Origin of the sequence: Arthrobacter caoxuetaonis (genome assembly GCF_023921125.1) — a bacterium.
Taxonomy (GTDB): domain Bacteria; phylum Actinomycetota; class Actinomycetes; order Actinomycetales; family Micrococcaceae; genus Arthrobacter_B; species Arthrobacter_B caoxuetaonis.
In genome coordinates this window covers 3,439,063-3,454,749 of the sequence record NZ_CP099466.1, presented here as the reverse complement: position 1 = coordinate 3,454,749, position 15,687 = coordinate 3,439,063, and the positions used below count along the sequence as shown (strand labels likewise).

15 protein-coding genes are annotated in these 15,687 nt (G+C 66.9%); 10 read left to right on the top strand and 5 right to left on the bottom strand.

What is annotated here, in order from left to right; genetic code table 11:
• Positions 1-6: 6 nt before the first annotated feature.
• Complete coding sequence (locus NF551_RS16020; protein WP_227896085.1) at positions 7-1,731, bottom strand: MFS transporter; 1,725 nt, start codon at positions 1,729-1,731, stop codon at positions 7-9.
• Positions 1,732-1,974: 243 nt separating this feature from the next.
• Here NF551_RS16020 and NF551_RS16015 point away from each other — a divergent pair, with 243 nt between their 5' ends.
• The 7 genes from NF551_RS16015 to NF551_RS15985 all read left to right on the top strand — a co-directional run bounded on the left by NF551_RS16015 (position 1,975) and on the right by NF551_RS15985 (position 10,159).
• Positions 1,975-2,973: a phosphotriesterase family protein gene (locus NF551_RS16015; RefSeq protein WP_227896084.1), complete on the top strand. Its 999-nt coding sequence runs from the start codon at positions 1,975-1,977 to the stop codon at positions 2,971-2,973.
• Positions 2,974-3,017: 44 nt separating this feature from the next.
• A complete protein-coding gene (locus NF551_RS16010) occupies positions 3,018-3,971 on the top strand; it encodes a phosphotriesterase family protein (RefSeq protein ID WP_489886055.1) in 954 nt (317 codons plus the stop codon).
• Between the two features lie 57 nt (positions 3,972-4,028).
• Positions 4,029-5,150, top strand: coding sequence for an FAD-dependent oxidoreductase (locus tag NF551_RS16005; RefSeq protein WP_227896082.1), 1,122 nt, complete (start codon positions 4,029-4,031; stop codon positions 5,148-5,150).
• A 13-nt stretch (positions 5,151-5,163) separates the two neighbouring features.
• Entirely contained in the window at positions 5,164-6,096 is a 933-nt protein-coding gene (locus NF551_RS16000; RefSeq protein ID WP_227896081.1) for an alpha/beta hydrolase, read from the top strand.
• Positions 6,093-7,025, top strand: a complete 933-nt coding sequence (locus NF551_RS15995; protein WP_227896080.1) for an MBL fold metallo-hydrolase — start codon at positions 6,093-6,095, stop codon at positions 7,023-7,025. Before NF551_RS16000 ends, NF551_RS15995 begins: the two co-directional genes overlap by 4 nt.
• Before the next feature lie 16 nt (positions 7,026-7,041).
• Complete coding sequence (locus tag NF551_RS15990) at positions 7,042-8,760, top strand: CocE/NonD family hydrolase (RefSeq protein ID WP_227896079.1); 1,719 nt, start codon at positions 7,042-7,044, stop codon at positions 8,758-8,760.
• A gap of 178 nt (positions 8,761-8,938) precedes the next feature.
• The gene (locus NF551_RS15985; RefSeq protein WP_227896065.1) at positions 8,939-10,159 is read left to right on the top strand and encodes an MFS transporter; all 1,221 of its coding nucleotides are present in this window, start codon (positions 8,939-8,941) and stop codon (positions 10,157-10,159) included.
• Positions 10,160-10,165: 6 nt separating this feature from the next.
• On the opposite strand, the gene NF551_RS15980 is transcribed toward NF551_RS15985, so the two are convergent.
• Positions 10,166-11,005: an SMP-30/gluconolactonase/LRE family protein gene (locus NF551_RS15980; RefSeq protein ID WP_227896064.1), complete on the bottom strand. Its 840-nt coding sequence runs from the start codon at positions 11,003-11,005 to the stop codon at positions 10,166-10,168.
• Between the two features lie 171 nt (positions 11,006-11,176).
• Here NF551_RS15980 and NF551_RS15975 point away from each other — a divergent pair, with 171 nt between their 5' ends.
• Complete coding sequence (locus NF551_RS15975) at positions 11,177-11,647, top strand: nucleoside deaminase (RefSeq protein WP_227896063.1); 471 nt, start codon at positions 11,177-11,179, stop codon at positions 11,645-11,647.
• Here the strand turns inward: NF551_RS15975 and NF551_RS15970 are convergent.
• Both NF551_RS15970 and NF551_RS15965 read right to left on the bottom strand, forming a co-directional pair.
• Complete coding sequence (locus NF551_RS15970) at positions 11,628-12,602, bottom strand: DUF6282 family protein (RefSeq protein WP_227896062.1); 975 nt, start codon at positions 12,600-12,602, stop codon at positions 11,628-11,630. The two genes, NF551_RS15975 and NF551_RS15970, sit on opposite strands and share 20 nt — an antisense overlap.
• On the bottom strand, positions 12,592-13,476 hold the full coding sequence (locus NF551_RS15965) for an NAD(P)-binding domain-containing protein (RefSeq protein WP_227896061.1): 885 nt from the start codon (positions 13,474-13,476) through the stop codon (positions 12,592-12,594). Before NF551_RS15965 ends, NF551_RS15970 begins: the two co-directional genes overlap by 11 nt.
• Positions 13,477-13,546: 70 nt before the next feature.
• Between NF551_RS15965 and NF551_RS15960 the strand changes: the two genes are divergently transcribed.
• Positions 13,547-14,209: a GntR family transcriptional regulator gene (locus tag NF551_RS15960; protein WP_227896060.1), complete on the top strand. Its 663-nt coding sequence runs from the start codon at positions 13,547-13,549 to the stop codon at positions 14,207-14,209.
• A 65-nt stretch (positions 14,210-14,274) separates the two neighbouring features.
• Positions 14,275-15,096: a DUF1295 domain-containing protein gene (locus NF551_RS15955; RefSeq protein WP_227896059.1), complete on the top strand. Its 822-nt coding sequence runs from the start codon at positions 14,275-14,277 to the stop codon at positions 15,094-15,096.
• Here the strand turns inward: NF551_RS15955 and NF551_RS15950 are convergent.
• On the bottom strand, positions 15,093-15,647 hold the full coding sequence (locus tag NF551_RS15950; protein ID WP_227896058.1) for a GNAT family N-acetyltransferase: 555 nt from the start codon (positions 15,645-15,647) through the stop codon (positions 15,093-15,095). The two genes, NF551_RS15955 and NF551_RS15950, sit on opposite strands and share 4 nt — an antisense overlap.
• Between the last annotated feature and the right edge of the window lie 40 nt (positions 15,648-15,687).

The window sequence follows — 15,687 nt, the reverse complement described above, 5'->3', positions numbered from 1 at the left end:
TGTGGGTCAGCTGCCGGCGGGCACGGTTGCGGCTGCGGCAGGGGTCTCGGTTCCGGGCGCCGGGGCGGAGGAGGACCGGCCCGGGACGAAGAGCGTCAGGATGGCGGAGATGGTCGCGGTGATGCCTGCTACCAGGTAGACGGTCTGGAAGCCCTGGCCCAGCGAGGAGCCGGCCGCTCCCTGGATGGCGGGCTGGGCGCCGTTCAGGGCCTGGACCATGCTGTCCACGGCTGCCTGCGGTGCTCCGGACGCCGCGGCCTGGCCGGTGAAGCCGGCAATGACGTCCGGCCAGCCGGAGAGGAAGGCGAGCGGAGGGATCTGGGAGAGTCCTTCCGCTGCTTCGGCGGGGAGGCCGGCGCCGCCGAGGATCCCGGCCAGCGGGGCGGCGAAGAGGGAAGCGCCGACGCTGAAGGCGATGGCGGAGCCGATGACCGGACCCAGTGCGAAGCCCAGGTCCCGCAGCAGGTTGGTGGTGGCTGAGGCCATGCCGATTTCCTGCGGTGCCACGGTGTTGATGGCGACGGCGGTGACGGATCCAACGGTCAGCGCGAAACCGGTGCCCAGCAGGGCCAGCGGCGGGATGAACGCCGTCCAGGGCGTGCCGCCGAACGCTTCGGGCGTGCCCAGGGAGAACCCGGAGAGCCAGTACCCGGCGGCGGCCATCAGCGCGAAGCCTGCGGTGAGCACCCAGCGCGGGGCAGCGTGGTGGATAAGCCAGCCCACCACGGGGATGAAGATGAACGCGGGTCCCTGGATGAAGACGAACAGTACGCCGACCTTCCAGGTTTCGGTGAGCGCCAGGCCGCCGACGGCCACGGAGGTGCTGAAGCAGACGGCCAGGAAGGCGAACATGCCGGTCACGGCCACGATGCCGGTGATCGAATAGGCCCGGTTCTTGAACAGGGACAGGTGGATGAGAGGCTGCGGGGTGCGGGACTCGATCAGGATGAACAGACCCAGCAGCAGGGCCCCCGCAACGTAGGCCGCGATCACCACCGGTGCGCCGAAGCCGGAATCCACGGCGGTGACCGTTGCGAACAGGGCGGCGATCAGCCCCAGGGCCAGGGTTGCCTGGCCGGGAAGGTCCAGCTTGCGGCCCTGCGGAGCCGCAGAGTCCTGGGCCTTCAGTGAGAGCAGCAGCAGCACCGCTGCCAGTCCGGCGGCTACGAAGTAGGCCACCCGCCAGCCGCTGTAGATATTGGGGTCGCCGGGGGCGGCGCCCGGAATGGTGAAGAGCTGCGAAGTCAGCCCGGCCAGCACCGGGGAGATGACGGCGCCCAGGGAGAGGAAGCCTGCCCAGGTGGCGATCACCTTGGCGCGGGCCCGCGGGTCCGGGGTGATGGCGGCGATCATCGAGAGCGAAATGGGGAACAGGATGCCGGCGCCGATGCCGCCAATAGCCTGGGCGGCAATCATTACGCCGGTCACCGGCGCCAGCGCAGCGAGCACGGCTCCGGCGATGGTCAGCCCTGCCCCGGCGAGCAGCAGCTTCTTCCGGCCAAAGAGGTCTCCGAGGACGCCCCAGCTGAGTTCGAATACAACGACGCCGATCATAAAGACCCCGGCGATCCAGGTCAGTCCGGCGCCCGAGGTGTGGAACTCGGCCGCAAACGTGCCGTTCAGGGCTCCGGGCAGTGCGTTGGTCATCTGGGCGAGGGTGACGGCACTGTAGGCGGCAAGGAAGGTTGCCCGAACGGAGCCACCACCCGCCGTCGGCATGTTCTGGCTCATCGCTGAAACTCCTTCGTTTCGTGTGGTCAGACGGAGGGGGTGTCGGTGACCGGCGTCACAGGAGACAGTGTGGGTGAACCTTTACAGCGTGTCAATAGCAACAACAGGGCGACTGCGTCACAAACGCATTGAAAAGGTTTTGCTTGACATCGTGTAAAGAAAACTGTGAGGATAGCCACACAGCAGCGGGGCATGGCCCAGGTCACATCCCGCCTCCGCCCCGATCTTCCAAGGAGACGCCACGTGAGCGACTTCGCCGGCGACGACGCCAGCACCCCTTCCGGCCCTCGGGTAAACACTGTCCTGGGTCCGGTCCCCGCATCCGAGCTGGGAGTCACAGCTATCCATGAAGCGTTGCTTTCGGTCATTCCCGGAGCCGAATATGCCCCGGACATCACTTTGGACCGCGCGGCGATCTTCGAGGTGCTGGCCGGAAAGCTGAAAGACTTCCGCAGTGCCGGCGGCGACACCGTAGTGGATAGCACCGGCATGTTCCACGGACGGGACCTGCCGCTCTACGAGGCGCTGTCCCGGGCCACCGGCGTCCACATTGTCGCTTCCACCGGCATGGGCCCCGAGGAGATGCTGGGCGGGTACTTCCTCACCCCGCAGACCAACCCTCCCACGCCGTGGCCGGCAGAGAAGTTTGCGGATCTGTTCTCCAGGGAAGTGAGTGAGGGCATGGTGATTCCGCGCCTGGAACGCCGGGCAGCTGCCGGGCTGGTTGCCACGGCAGCGGACCGCTCCGGAATCACGCCCACCGAGGAGAGCCTTTTCCGGGGTGCGGCCCGCACGGCCTTGGCTACCGGTGTTCCCGTTTCCCTGCGGTTCGGCACCGAGCCCGTACGCGAACTCGAACTGGTGCTGGATGAAGGACTTCCGGCGGACCGCGTGGTGGTCGGCGGGCTGGACCGCAAAGACGCGGCAGGCACCGCCGTCGAAATTGCCCGCCTGGGAGCCTACGTGGGGATCGACCATGTGGGCCTGAACGACGACGCCAGCTACCTGAACGATTCCGAGCGCGCCGCCTTAGTCCTGGAACTCGTGGATGCCGGCTGCACAGACCGGATTCTGCTCTCTTCCAACGCTATTGGCGCCGCCTTTGGGCAGCCGGACTATGACCTTCCCTACGGCCACGTGCTGACCAGCTTCCTGCCGTTCCTCCAGAAGCAGGGTCTCTCCGAGGCGGATGCCCGGCTCATCACCGCCGAGAATCCCCAGCGGCTTCTTTCCGTCCGCTAGAGCGGGCCTCCCACAGGTTTCAACTAATTTTTCGAGGTGTTGGTTTGTCGAAGGTAAACACAGTATTGGGCACGATCCCGGCCGAAGAGCTGGGAATCGTGGCGGTCCACGAGCACATTGGCTACGGCATGCCGGGCAGCGAGCTGGACTCAAAATGGTGGAAGACGCCGGAAGAACGGTACGCGGAGACCGTGCCGAAGCTGCGGCAGTTCCACGAATACGGCGGCGGCACCTTCGTTGACGCCACGGGCATCTGCAACGGCCGCGACGTGGACTACTACAAGTCCCTGTCAAAGAAGACCGGCGTGCACATTGTTGCCTGCACCGGATTCGTGGGCGGCGACACCGCCCTGCCGCACTTCGCCCGCGCTTCCGTGGAGTACCTGGCGAAGGTCTTCGTCCATGAGATCACCGTTGGGATCGGGGACACCGGCGCCAAGGCCGGCGTGATCAAGGTCGGCGTCAGCCGCGGCGGCCGCATGACCGAACTCGACAAGCGCATCTACCGTGCTGCAGCGCGGGCTGCAGCGGCCACCGGCGTTCCGATCCTTACCCACCTGGCGATCGACCCGCAGCCGGCAATCGAGATCTTCAACCAGGAAGGGCTGCCGCTGGACCGCGTGCTCTTCGGCCACGCCGACGATGGACTGAACGCCCCGAACACCCCCAGCGAATGGATCATGAGCCAGGGCGGGCGAATCGGCTTCGACACCTTCGGGTATGAGACCGAACTTCCGGATCCGCCGTTCTGGGCCCGGCCGCGCAAGGAGCGCCTGGACCACTTTATGGACCTGGTGGAAAAAGGCCACCTGAACCAGCTGCTGGCCTCCGCCGACGCCAACTGCAGCCCGCTGGGCTGGCCCGGCGTCAAGGGCCACACCGTGAACTACATCTTCGAGGACCTGATCCCGGACCTGCGCCGGGCAGGCCTGGACGAAGCGTCCATCAAGGCTCTCTTTATCGACAATCCCGCCGATTTCCTCTCCATCCACGCCTGATCCAGCATCCCTTCCTCGGCGCAGCGACGCGCCGTCCTGTCAGAAAGTGATCCAGCCATGAAGACTTCAGAAATCCAGAACCTGTCCATCGCCGTCGTAGGCGGCGGCTACGGCGGCGCTGCCGCCGCGATCGCACTGCGGAACATCGGTGCCCAGAACGTACATGTCTACGAGCAGGCACCCGCGCTGGGCCAGGTTGGCGCCGGTATTGGCCTGCGGCCCATCACAGTGGAGCTGTTCCGGCAGTGGGGCATCTTCGAGGAGATCGCTGCAGTCAGCTCGCCCAGCGACTACCTGGAAATCCTGAGTGCGGACGGCGGGCAGGTCCTGGCCCAGGAAGTCTGGCCGCAGCTAAACGACTTCGAACAGCCCAACCACACCCGCATCATCCACCGTGGGGACTTCATTGAAGCCCTGCTCGGCGTGCTCCCGGCTGAGGTGGTCCACCTGGACCACAAGCTCACCTCCATCGAGGACCTGGGCGGGCAGGCCAAGCTGACCTTCGAAAACGGCAACACGGTTACCGCGGATGTAGTCATCGGCGCCGACGGCATCCGGTCCCTGGTCCGCAAGCAGCTGTTTTCCGACCAGGAGCCGGTCTTCGCCGGAGAGCATGCCTACCGTGCCGTCATTTCCCTGGACGATGCCTTCGGCCTGGGAACCGAGGACAACAACCCGCGCTTCTACATGGGCCAGAACGGCACCATTGCCTACAACCTCCCGCTGCCGCACCGCGGCCAGCTCTCCTACGACATCACCGCCCCGTCCGAGGACGGCTCCTGGGCACCGGAGATCACCAACGATTACCTGGTGTCCCTGCTCGAAGGCTTTGACGAGCGGATCGTGAAGATTGCCCGGAACCTGGACCTCAGCCAGGTCACCAGCCGTTCCGTTTTCGACATCGATCCGGTAGCAAACTGGCACACGGACAGTGTGGCCCTGCTCGGCGACGCCGCGCACGCCATGCTGCACCACCAGGGCCAGGGCGCAAACTCTGCGATCCAGGATGCCGGCGGCCTTGCCGATGCCTTCCTCGAAGCGGGATCCGTAAAGGAAGCACTGGCCCTCTACCAGGCCACCCGCAAGCCGGCCACCGACGAGCTGCAGCGTCTTTCCCGGATGGGCTGGAACGCCAACGCCGTTGAGAACGCCTTCCCCGAGCAGGCTGCGGCCAAGTAAGCGAAAATCAGATATGCCTATTCATCCCGAAATTGCCAAGATCCTTGCCACAATTCCGGCGCCCCCGGAGGGACCGCTGAATCCTGCAGCCATGCGTGCCGGCGAGGAGGTGCAGGTTCCGCCCCTGGCAGACCGTACTCCGGTGCACCATGTCCAGGACACCGTGGCAGCAACTGCGGCCGGTGACGTGCCGGTGCGGATCTACACCCCGGAGGATGCCGATTCCTACGGTGTGCTTGTCTACTTCCACGGCGGCGCGTTCTTCCTCGGCAGCCTGGACACCCACGACCACGTGGCCCGTGCGCTGGCAAATGAGAGCGGCTACAAGGTCATCTCGGTCGGTTACCGGCTGGCACCGGAAGCCGCTTTTCCGGCCGGGCTCGAAGACTGCTACGGCGTCGTGGAATGGGTCACGGAGCAGGCCGGGGAACTGGACTGGAACGGCAAGGACCTCGCGGTCGCGGGCGACAGCTCCGGCGGCACCTTCGCCGCCGCCGTTACCGCCATGGCCAAGGATCGAGGACTTGGCGCGATTTCGCACCAGATCCTCTTCTACCCGTCGCTGGACCTGGACTTCGACGCCGACCGCTATGCCTCGATGCGGGAAAACGCCGTGGGCTACGGGCTTGAAACCGCAGGGCTGAAACCCTTCAACGCGTTCTACCTGGACAGCGGGGCCGACCCCTCCGACCCGCTGGTCTCACCGATCAAGCGCGAGGACCTCAGCGGCCTGCCCAAGGCGCTGGTCATTACCGCGGAGTTTGATCCGCTGCGCGATGAAGGTGAGCTCTACGCCCAGCGCCTGCGCAGCGCCGGCGTCGAGACCGTGCTGAGCCGGTACGACGGCGCGAACCACGGGTTCGTCGCCAACTTCTCCTGGATTCCGGAGTTCTACGGTGCCCTGGCGGAAGCCGGAAAGTTCCTCCGCGGGGGAGCCTCACAGTGAGTGCCGCAGTCCATCCGCTGGTCTCGCCCTGGGGCCGGTTCGGGCTGTACAGCTACTTCATCGACGCACCGGAGCCGGCCATTGTGGACACCGGCATCGCTTCTTCCCCGGCGGAAGGACTGCTCCCTGCCCTGGAAGCGCTGGGACGAAGCATCGAGGAGGTCCGCTGGATCCTGCTCACGCACGGGCACATCGACCACCTGGGGGGAGCACAGGCACTCTACGACCTCACCGGGGGCAAGGCGAAAGTCGTCATCCACGAGGCGGACGCGCCGCTGCTGCGCTCGCGCCGGGCGCACGTGGAGGAGTACGTCCACGGCCGTCACCGGTACCTGAACGCGCCCGACGGCGTGGAGCAGCAGGCCAGGTCCGCCCAGGCCGTGATTTCCGGCGAGATGGAACCGGATGTGCTGCTGCGCGGCGGGGAAACCCTGTCCCTCGGCGGAGACGTGCGGGTACAGGTGCATTCCGTTCCGGGCCACACGGCGGGGTCCGTGGCGTACCAGCTGGACGGTGCCGTCTTCGTGGGCGACGCCGTGCAGATTCACGGTGCCGCCAACCGGTTCCCCGGTTACACGGATCCGGCCGCGTACCGTTCCAGCCTCCTGTACCTCCGGGATGAGGTCCGGCCGGAACGCCTGTACCTGGGCCACCCGTACCGCGGAGCGGACGGTGAGCCCTACGGCGTCGAACTTGATGCGGCGCAGGCACGGCGCGCACTGGATGAGTCCCTGGCGCTGGAAGCACGGATCCGGGCCAGCGTCACCGGGGCGCTCGACGCCGGGCTGGAAGAAACCGGTTCGGTTTACTCGCCCTTCGAAAAGGTCGCCGCGGAGCTCGGCTACACCGCCGACCCCACGCTTGAGCCCTCGCCCTTCTTCACTACCCTCGACGGCTACCGCAGCCGGTACACCCAGCAGATTTCCTAGAGGAGCCGCACCACTCATGGCCACTTTCCAGACGATTAATGCCGGCGGCATGCCCATCACGGTCCAGAAGGACCTGCGCGTTCCGATGCGCGACGGCGTCGAACTCGCTGCCGACGCGTACCAGGGTGCCGGGGACAAACCGCGTCCGGCACTGGTTGCGCTGAGCCCGTACGGCAAGGAACTGCAGGCCATGGCGCTGACCATGCCGCCGCAGCGCCGGCCCAGCCCCATGTGGGATGGCTGCATCGAGGCCGGGGACATAGCCAGGATCGTGAAGGAAGACTACGTCCACGTCATCGGCGACCTGCGCGGTTCCGGCGACTCCGGCGGCGAGCACATCGGCAACTACAACGCCGGCGGGGTCTCCCTGGGCCAGGACGCGTACGACTTCATCGAGTGGGTGGCCGCGCAGCCCTGGTGCGACGGCAACGTGGGCATGGTCGGCATCTCTTACTTCGGCTCCATGCAGGTCCTTGCCGCCGCCGAACGGCCCCCGCACCTGAAGGCGATTTTCGTCTCCGGCGGGCACTACGACTTCTACGAGACCACCTACCACGGCGGCGTGATGTGGTTTATGCCGCGGGCCGCCCGGGAAGGCCGCGGCGGTGACTCCGGCTGGGCGTTCACCGACCGGGTGAAGTCCCGGATGGTGGAAAAGTACTCCCCGGAAGAGCTGAAGAAGCTGGTCGCCGAGCGCCTGGCCGATCCCGATATTGCGGCCTGGCCGAACCTGGTCCATGTGCTGAACTACCCCGTGAACCACGAAGCCTGGTTCGACATTGTGATGAACGACGTCGACGGCGAGTGGTACGAAGAGCGCAATCCGATCACCCTGGCACCGAACATCGACATCCCGGTCTGGCTGCAGCTGGACCAGGGCCGCGGCTGGACGCTGGACGGCACAATCGAGCTCTTCGACGCCCTGAAGGGTCCGAAGAAGCTGGACATTGGGCCCTACCCGCCCATGCAGTCCCGGCCCTTCATCGAAGAGCACGACAAGATGTTCCGCTGGTACGACTACTGGATCAAGGGCATCGACAACGGTGTCATGGACGAGCCCGCGGTCAGCGTGTTCGTGGAAGGCTCCCGCGAGGTTGTCACTGCTGATGCCTGGCCGCCCAAGGAAGTGGAGTACAAGCCGCTGTACCTGCGCACCCGCCGCAAGCTCGGCGTCGAACCCGAGCTGATGGGCACGGAATACGCGGCACCGGACGGCTTCTACCAGGCCCCGCTGACCGTGACGGACAAGGTGGAAATCCTCTCCTGGAACACCGACGTGTTTGAGGAGCGGGTCGAAATGATCGGCACCGGAGCCGCGCACCTGTTCGTGGAAATTGACCAGCCGGATACCAACTTCATCCTGCGGCTCTGGGATGCGGCGCCGAACGGCAAGCGCCAGCTCATCACTACGGGGTACCTAAAGGCCTCGCACCGGGAGCTGGACGAAGAGCGCACCACCGAGGGCAACCCGTACCACCCGCACACCCGTTCAGTGCCAGTGGAACCGGGGAAGGTCGAAGAGTACGTGGTGCGGCTCTACCCGTTTGCGAACACGTTCCTGCCCGGCCACAAGCTGGTCGCGGAACTCTCCAACAACGAGCCGCTGGCCGACGAGCACAACGCACTGCTGCCGCCGGATGCCTTCCACCTGCCGGTGGGCCGCCCGGTGACGCACAAGGTCTACCGCGACGCCGAGCATCCGTCCCGGCTGGTGCTGCCCTTCACGGTGTCCTAGCCGGCTTCTTCGCCGAGCCTCCCTTCCACCGAGAGGACAGTTACGGCTGGTTTGAGCGCTCAAACCAGCCGTAACTGTCCTCTCGGCGGGAGGGGGCGTTTTGGTCAGGCCACAAGGTTGCTCGTACCGTTGTCCTGCGAACGTACGGGGCTTGTCCTCGGGAGAGGACACCGAAGACATGGACAACACCCTGATGCAGGCACCGGAGCGCACGGCGCCCTCGCAGGCACCAACCCGGCGGACCGCATCCGTTCTGCTGGCCGTCTGCATTGTGCTCATTGGCCTGAACCTCCGCACCGTCTTTTCCAGCTTCTCCGCGATCCTTCCGGAGATCACTGTCGCTTCGGGAATGCCTGCCGTCCTGGTGACTGCCCTGACCACCGGGCCGGTCCTGCTGCTCGGAATGGTGGCCCCCGCAGCACCCGCGCTGGCCCGGAGACTGGGCATTGAACGGACCATCCTCATCGCCATGATCGTCCTGGCCGCCGGGCTGGCAGTCCGCGGCACCGGCGATTTCGCCGCGATGGCCGCCGGAACCGTCGCCGCCGGTGCGGGCATCGGCATCGTGAACGTCCTGCTCCCAACCCTGGTGAAGCGCGACTTCCAGCACCGCCTGGGCCTCATGAGCGGCCTGTACACAGGATCCATCTGCGCTGCCGCCGCGCTGGGGGCCGGATTCACCCAGCCGCTGCTTGGAGCCTCCGGATCGTGGCAGGCAGCGCTGGGCTTCTGGGCGCTGCCTGCCGTCGTGGTCGTGCTGCTGTTCGCCCCGCTGGCGCTGCGCCGCCGTCCCGCGCCGGACCGCAAACAGGACGACGCCGGCCCTTCCGTCTGGCGCTCGCCGCTGGCCTGGCAGATCACCGGTTTTATGGCCCTGCAGGCCATGATGTCCTTCAGCGTCTTCGCCTGGCTGGCGCCGATCCTGCGGGAACGGGGGATCGACGGCGCCGCGGCCGGCTACGTGGTGGCGGGCTCGATCGTGGTCCAGGTGCTGGGCTCCTTCCTCGCCCCGCCGGTGGCCGCCCGGCTCCGCAGCCAGGGCTGGTTGAATGCCGGCATCGCCCTGCTCACCGGAGCAGGGTTCGCGCTCACGATCCTCGGACCGCTGGACCTGGTTTGGGTGTGGGCAGTGATGCTGGGCGTGGGGCAGGGCAGCCTGACCGCACTGGCCCTGACCATGATTGTGCTGCGGACCCGCGATGCTCCCACCGCCGCCCGGGTGTCGGGAATGATGCAGTGCCTCGGGTACGGAATCGGGTCCTCCGGTACGCTCCTGGTCGGGGTCCTCTACACGGCCACGGGATCCTTTACGCCCGCTGCGCTGATGTTCCTGGGCATCGGTGCTGCCGCGGCGGGGATGGGTTTCCTCGCCGGACGCAGCCGGTTCGTCGGCAGCTAGGCGGGCTTACGCCACGAAGCCCGGCAGCACCCGGGACAGCGGCGCTCCGAGCGTAAAGCCGTCCAGCGCGGCCGGTTCCTTCAGTCCCGTCAGCGCGCTGGTGACCAGCAGCAGGGGATCCGGGCCCGTAGTGACGAGCACGCTGGTTGGCTGGCTCACCGGCAGCGGGACAGAGCCCAGCAACTGGGTATCTTCGGCGTACACGTCGAGGCGGGCTGCTCCCCACACCGCATTCCAAATCCGCCCGCGGGCGTCGATGTGCATGCCGTCCGGAGACCCGCCGGCTACATCCGCAAACGGCGTGACCGCCGCCGGATCGGCCACCGTGGTGTGCAGGATGCGGCCCGCGTCCGAGTCCGCCACCAGCACGCCGGCACCCTGGGGAAGGAACGCCGGGCCGTTGGGGGTGCTGATGCCCTCAAGCAGTTTCACGACGTCGTTGCTCGCCGGGTCCCAGCGCCAGACGGCGCCGGCGGGCTCCGACCCGTCGTGCACCATCGTGCCGAACCAGAAGGAACCGTCCGGGGCGAAAGCGCCGTCGTTCACGCGGTAGCGGGCAGGATCCAGTCCGGTATCGGCCAGGACACGTTCCCCGCCGCCGTCGAGAAGCTCGGTGATGCCGGTGCCGGCGGCGGCGATGAGCCGGCCCGCACGGTCCAGCTCAGCGACGCCGAGGGGCCGGTCCAGCTTGTGGGTGAGCACCGGCCCGCCGTTGCTTCCCGGCGTCCAGGCATAGAGCTCTCCGGCCATCAGGTCCACCCAGCGGACCCCGCCCGGGGCTGGGCGCAGTCCTTCGCCCAGTGCCAGGGCGTGCGTGCTGACAGGCGTCCATGCTTCGTGGGCCATGCTGTTCCTTCCGATGGTCGAACCAGCGACAAACTAACACGCCAACTGAAGCCGGCACACGCCGGGATGTTAGTCTGATCACTGCGAAGGCGGGCACGAACAGGTGCTAACAACCTGGCATTTTCCCGTGCGGAAAGACCGCCGGGGCTTTGATCGCAGGGGGCAGTACCCATGAGAACTGATGCCGATTACCTGGCCCGGGCCATCGACCTGGCCACCGCAAACGTCGCCGACAGCGGCGGACCGTTCGGGGCCGTTATCCTCACGGCGGACGGACAGACCTTCGACGGCGTGAACCGTGTAACCTCCAGCAACGACCCCACCGCCCACGCCGAAGTCACGGCGATCCGCAACGCCTGCGCTGCGCTGGAGACGTTCGACCTGAGCGGGGCCGTGCTCTACACCAGCTGCGAGCCGTGCCCCATGTGCCTCGCGTCCGCCCTGTGGGCCAGGATCGGCCGCGTCGTTTTCGCCGCGGACCGGCACGACGCCGCGCGCGCCGGCTTCGATGACGCAGTCTTCTACGAATACTTCGACACTCCGCTCGAGGAGCGCTCCATGCCGGTGGTCCAGGTTTCCGGAGACACCCGCACCGCGCCCTTCGAAGCGTGGAACGCTGCGGTCAGCCGGATCGACTACTAGCCGGGTCCTTCCGGGCGGGCGCGCCGGGGAGCGGATCGGCTCCGGCCAGCCACCGGCTGTTGTGCACGGTCATGATCCTCACCTCCTCATCGGTAAACCCCTCCCGCAGCAGCAGGTCCGCGGCGATCGCCAGGCCGTCCTCTACCGGAGGATTGAACGGCTGGCCCAGGTCGCTGCTGATCACGGAGTGCTCCGGTCCGGCGGAGCGGATATTGGAGAACCACAGGTCCCAGTCGACCTTGCCGGTGAGGGGAGTGGTCAGGCAGCGCTCCAGCAGTGCACCCTGGGCCGCCAGCTCGACCTGCCGGTCCAGGGCCATGCGCTGGGACGTGAATTCCGGGTGGGTGATGACGATGCGCCGTACACCGCGCTCAAGGGCAGCGGGAACGACCGCCGCCGACTCAGCCGCATGCAGGTGCCCCGTGGCCAGGGTGAGGTCATGCTTGGCGATCAGGTCCAGCACCTGCAGCGTTTCGGTCCGCAGGGACCCGTCTTCGGCCAGCGGCTCCACCGCGTCAGCCGCCATGCCGGCGTTCCGCAGGTCCTCCTGGAGCTGCGCCCACATGGGCGGGGTGGCGCCGTCGGGCTCCTCGGCCAGGCAGCTGCGCTGGTTGGAACTGTCCACGGTGGGCAGCCAGACAAACTGCGCTCCGCTCCGCGCTGCCACTTCCACGGCTATGGGATTCATCCCGCCCACCGAGGCGTTGAGGGTGATGGCGCCCAGCACGTCGACATCCGGGCTCACCTTGCGGACCACTGCCGCCCGCTCCGCCGTCGGCACGTAGTGGGACTTCAGGACAAAGCCGGCCATCCCGAGGTCGCGGAACCTCACGGCGAGATCCACATCATCAATCCTCCGCTCCATCACGTCCGGGGCAATGTGGACGTGGACGTCGTATCCGCCCTTCACCAGCTCCCGGGCGCGGGCCGACGGTTCAGTAAGCTCACGGCGCATCGTTCGTTCCTTCCTGTCCGCCAACCGGAAGCCCGTTCGCTTCGATCCAGGCCAGCCAGTCCAGGGTCCCCTCGGTCATCGAAGACCTGGCGCCCACCTCCCGCGCGTAGTCCAGCGCGTCCTGCACCTCGTGCCTGCGCCGCGGGGCATGGGCAGCCGTACCGGAAAACAGCCGCTCCAGCATCGCATCGCCGTCGGGCCCCAATTCGGCTGCCATCTGTTTGCGGATCCATTCCCCGACGCCGGCGATGTCCCCTACCTGCGCGGTCTCGATCACCAGGGCAGCCAGCCCCTTCATAAAGATGCTGCGAACCAGTTTCCGGGCAGCGGCGTCGCCGGCCTCGGCTCCGATCGGCTCGATGGGGACACCACGGCGGGAAAAGAGCTCGACGGCGGCTTCCGCACCGTCTCCGCTGGCCAGCAGGGGAGTGTGGATCCCGCTGCGGGGAACGGGTGCCAGCACCGCGACGTCCGCGAACCGGATGCCGAGCACCTGCGCGGCTGCAGCCATGGCCTTTTTGGCGAGCGGAGAGGCCGTGTTGAAGTCCGCATACACGGCCGACGGCGGTGCAAGCTCCAGTGCGTCGGCGGCTACGGCTTCGGCGGCCGCGGCACCCACCAGGCTGATTACGACATCGGACCCCGCAAGGGCTTCGCGCAGGGTGCTGCGCTGGTCTATGCCTTCCGCCCGTGCGTCGGTATAGGGATCGTAGGCCAACACCCGGAACCCCGCCGCGGCGAGACCAGCCGCGTAGATCCGCCCGGCTTCGCCGAGACCCAGAACAGTAGCCGTTGTCATTGATGGTCCTTCAAAAGGTTCAGAGTGTTCCCGAATACTCCACCGGATTCCGGCCAAGTGCAACGACCCGCGCACCCGGCAGGGCCACCGTTTCCTGCAGATGCTACCTTTTTGTCAACAAGATAGTTGTGAAACCTGGAGAGTGATGGCTCGTACTTCTGCGGTATCCACGGACATCGGAGCGGTGGTTGCCGCGATCCGCTCGGCTATCCGCGCCGGTGAGCTCGCACCCAACCAGCGCCTCGTGGAGGCCGACCTCTGCGGCGACTACAACGCCAGCCGGTCCACGGTGCGCTCGGCGCTGGCCGAGCTGACGGTCGAAGGACTGGTGGAACGGATCCAGAACCGCGGAGCACGCGTCCGGGCTGTCTCCAAAGAAGAGGCCATCGAGATCGTCGAAGTGCGCTCCGCCGTCGAAGCCCTGTGCGCGGGCAAGGCCGCCGAGAGGATTACCGCGGAGGGCATCTCCGAGCTTCGCGGCCTCGCACGCCGGATGGAAGAATCCGTGGCTGCCGGGGACCTGCTCAGCTACTCGAAGGCCAACCAGGAACTGCACCAGAGGATCATCGACATCAGCGGCCAGCGCACCGCCGCGGCCACAATCGAGCGGCTGCGCGGACAGAGTGTGCGGTACCAGTTCCGGCTGGCCATGCAGCCCGGCCGCCCGGCCGTCTCGCTCCCCGAACACCTCGCCGTCGTCGACGCCATTTGCTCCCGGAACCGCCGGAGGGCGGAGGAAGCGATGGCAGCCCACCTGGCCAGCGTCGCCCGGGCCATCAAAGGCTCTGACGACTCCGCACGGATGTAGCGCCCGTAACGGCGGAAGGCCGGCAAAGCCTGCCGCCGGCGCCGGTACCGCCGTATTCTCCAAGGATGGACCCGGTTCGTGTCTGTCTCTGGATCTTTGCCGCAACCGCCCTGGCCACCTGGGTGCTATCGCTGATCACCCGCGAATACTCCTGGACCGACCGCATCTGGTCGCTGACGCCCGTGGCCTACGTGTGGGTCTTCGCCGCGGCGTCCGGCTGGGATGCGCGGCTGGTGCTGATGGCCGTGCTGGTTAGCCTGTGGGGCGCCAGGCTGACCTTCAATTTCGCGCGCAAGGGCGGGTACGCGCCGGGCGGGGAAGACTACCGCTGGGGCATCCTCCGCCGTCGTATGCGTCCCTGGCAGTTCCAGCTGTTCAACCTGGGCTTCATCAGCCTCTACCAGAACCTCATCATCTGGCTGATGACGCTGCCGGCGCTGACAGCGTACGAGAACCCGCGTCCGCTTGGTCCCTGGGACTGGATCCTGGCTGCCCTCTTTCTCGCTGCCCTGGCGGGCGAGACGACGGCAGACCGGCAGCAGTGGAACTTCCAGCAGTGGAAGAAAGCGGAGAAGGCCGCCGGAAGAAAGCCGGAAACAGGTTTCGTGCAGACCGGCCTCTTCCACTATTCCAGGCATCCCAATTTCTTCTTCGAACAGGCCCAGTGGTGGCTGTTCTACGGCTTCGCGATTGCGGCTTCCGGAACCTGGCTGCACGTCACGATCACCGGCCCGCTGCTGCTCACGCTGCTCTTTGCCGGGTCCACTGTCTTTACCGAGAGCATTTCGAGGAGCCGCTACCCTGCGTACGCGCAGTACCAGCAGAGGACGTCCCCGATTGTTCCCCTGCCGCCGCGCGGGCACGCCCGCCCGCTCGAGGCCGGCTAGAACGCATCCGGAGAAATCCGCCGGGACTTCCCGGTCCCCGGGAAAGAGGTGCTCAGAGCCGTCGACCGCAGTCCGGGCTCAATCACCTTGGCATAACAGGTGGAATGCGGCAGGCCGGTGTACGGACCGAAATTCGGAACCAGCGTGTAACCGGCATGTTCGTAGAACTTCCTGCCGTCCGACTGGGCTGATCCGGCCTCCGCGGTGATGACCCTGTAGCCCGCTGCACGGGCACGGAATTCCAGTGCGGACAGCACCGTCGTCGCGACGCCGGAGCCCCGGGCGTAGGGCAGGACATAGATCCGCTTGACCTCGGCGGTGGACTCGTCGAGCCGCCGCAGCCCGCCGCAGCCCAGCGGCTGGCCGGAGCTGCGCTCGTAGGCAATCACGAAGACCGCCGTATCCGCCTCCGTCGGGGGAGCGGGATCATGGTCGATCCCGCCGAACCGGGCATCCAGCTCAGCCTGCTGCGCCCGCCGCAGGTCGGCGCCCACCGGGTTGGACCACGGCACCTCTCGGATGCTCAGGCTCGGGGTTAGCGGGAACTGCACATGTTCCTCCTGGGGCAAGGCTGCCGGACTGGTTCACCTC